This is a genomic window from Streptomyces odontomachi, from assembly GCF_024435355.1.
GTDB classification, from domain to species: Bacteria; Actinomycetota; Actinomycetes; order Streptomycetales; family Streptomycetaceae; genus Streptomyces; species Streptomyces odontomachi.
This window is the reverse complement of record NZ_JAMJWG010000071.1, coordinates 1-2,562: the sequence shown is the minus strand read 5'-3', so window position 1 is coordinate 2,562 and position 2,562 is coordinate 1. Positions and strand designations below refer to the sequence as shown.

Sequence of the window (2,562 nt, the reverse complement as noted above, 5' to 3'; positions counted from 1 at the left end):
CAGGCGGCGATCGTCACCGAGGCGCCGTGCGCGGTCAGCTCCGCCTCCAGCTCCAGGGCGCCCTCGGCGTCCCGGCCGCGACGGCTGGTCAGCAGCAGGTGCCGGGCCCCGTGCTCGGCCACCAGATGCCGGGCCAGCAGGCCACCGAGCGTGCCCGTGCCACCGGTGATCAGGACGGTGCCCTCCGGGTCGAACGGCGCCGTGGCACGGCCCGATCCGGCGGTGTCCGCCACCGTGCCGTCGCGGGTCAACCGGGGGGTGTGCGGCACGCCCTCGCGCACCGCCGTGTGCGGGTGCGAGCCGGCGAGCACGGCCGGGAGCGCGCGGGCGCTGTCGGCGTGCCCGTCCAGGTCGGCCAGCAGCAGCCGGCCGGGCTCCTCTAGCTGGGCGGCCCGGATCAGGCCCCACACCGGCGCCGCCACCAGGTCGTCCACGGGATCGTCCGACAGGGCCCCGAGGGCGCCCCGGGTGACGAAGGCGAGCCGGCTCGCGGTCAGCCGGGTGTCGGCGAGGAACTCCCGGGTCACCGCCAGGGTGTCACGCGCCAGGTCGCGCGAGTCCGCGGCCGGGTCGACGCCCGCCTCGGAACCCGTACGCGCCACCAGCACGACCTCCGGCAGCTGCGCCCCGCCGGCCACGGCGGCGGACAGCGCCGCCAGGTCCGGGTAGCGGTGCCCGGGCACCCCGGCCGCGTCCAGCACGTCGGCCAGGCCCAGGTCGTCGGCGCCGAGCAGCGCATACGAGCCGACCGCAGGGCCGCCGGCCGCGACGGGCGTCCACCGGAGGGTGTGCACCAGGTTGCGGTACGCGCCGCCGGACACGGCCAGCCGGTCGGCCGAGATCTCCCGGGTGACCAGCGACTCGACCGCGGCGACCGGAGCGCCGGACGCGTCGGCGAGCCGGATCGACAGCTCCTCGCCGGCCCCCGTCAGACGCGCCCGCAGCACGGCAGAGCCCGGGGCGTGCAGCGTGACACCGTTCCAGGAGAACGGCAGCCGCACGCCCGTGGACCCGCTGCGCATGCCGTCCAGCACGCTGGGGTGCAGCACCGCGTCCAGCAGCGCGGGGTGCAGATGGAAGGCGCCGGCTGCCGCGTTCTGGGCGTCCTCCGGCAGCCGCACCTCCACGTAGGTGGCGTCACCGGCGCGCCAGGCGGCCTGCACGCCCTGGAACAGCGGCCCGTACTCGTAGCCCTGCCCGGCCAGTTCGGCGTAGAGGTCGTCGACGTCGGCCGGCTCGGCACCGGCCGGCGGCCAGACCGCCAGGTCACCGGCGTCGGCGTCGGCGGAGACGTCGGCGGGTTCGAGCGCGAGGACACCGGTGGCGTGCCGGGTCCAGACCGGGGTGTCCGCGGCGTCGACGTCGGACCCGGTCGACTCACCGGACCCGCCGGACCCGCCCGATTCGGCGGCCCGGTTGGTGGTGACGGGCCGGGAGTGGATCGCGACCGCCCGGCCGCCGTCGGCCGCCGGCTCCACGGTGACCTGGAGCTGCACCCCGCCCTGCTCGGGCAGGATCAGCGGGGCCTGAAGCGTCAGTTCGCGCAGGTGGTCGGCGCCGGTGTGGGCAGCCGCGTGCAGCGCCAGCTCCACGAAGGCCGTGCCCGGCAGCAGCACCGTGCCGTGCACCGCGTGGTCGGCCAGCCAGGGGTGGGTGGCCAGGGACAGCCGGGCGGCGAACACCTGGCTCTCGCCGTCGGCCAGTTCGAGCACCGACCCCAGCAGCGGATGCCCGGCGCTCGCCAGCCCCAGGCTGCCCGCGTCGGCCGCCCCGGTCGGCTTGACCACCCAGTAGTTCTCGCGCTGGAAGGCGTACGTCGGCAGGTCGACGTGCCGGGCCGGCCGGCCGTGGACGCTCGCCCAGTCCACGGCGACGCCCTGCGTGTGCGCCGCGGCCACCGCGGTCAGCAGGGTGGCCGCGGCGGGACGGTCGTGCCGCTGCACGGCCAGCGCGCCGGGTGCGGCGTCGGAACCGCCGTCCGCGACGCTGTCCTGGACCAGGCCGGTCAGCGCCGGGTGCGGGCCGATCTCCAGGTAGGTGCTGATCTGGTGGTGCTGGTGGAGGTGGGTGATGCCGTCGTGGAAGCGGACGGCGGCTCGGATGTGGTCGGTCCAGTACTGGGCGGACGTCAGCTGTTCAGCTGTCGCCGTGGTTCCGGTGACGTTGGAGACGACCGGGATGCGGGGGGCGTGGTACGTGAGCCCCTGGGCGACCTTCTGGAACTCCTCCAGGACGGTGTCCATGTGGGCGGAGTGGAAGGCGTGGCTGACGGTGAGCCGCGTCGCCTTGCGGCCCTCGTTCTTCCAGTGCGCCGCCAGCTCGAGCGCCCGGTCCTCGTCACCGGCGACGACGACGGAGACGGGCCCGTTGACGGCGGCGATGCAGACGCGGTCGTCGTCGGTGAGGGTGGCGCGGAGTTCGTCTTCGGTGGCCTGGATGGCGATCATGGCGCCGCCGGCCGGTGCGGCCTGCATCAGCCGTCCGCGGGCCGCCACCAGCGTGCAGGCGTCTTCCAGGGAGAGCACGCCGGCCAGGTGCGCGGCCGTCAACTCGCCGATCGAA

At 75.9% G+C, this 2,562-nt stretch carries 1 protein-coding gene; it reads right to left on the bottom strand.

The features are described from left to right. Positions 1 to 2,562: SpnB-like Rossmann fold domain-containing protein (locus NQO67_RS43390; protein WP_255956175.1), on the bottom strand; the 2,562-nt coding region annotated here is incomplete at both ends.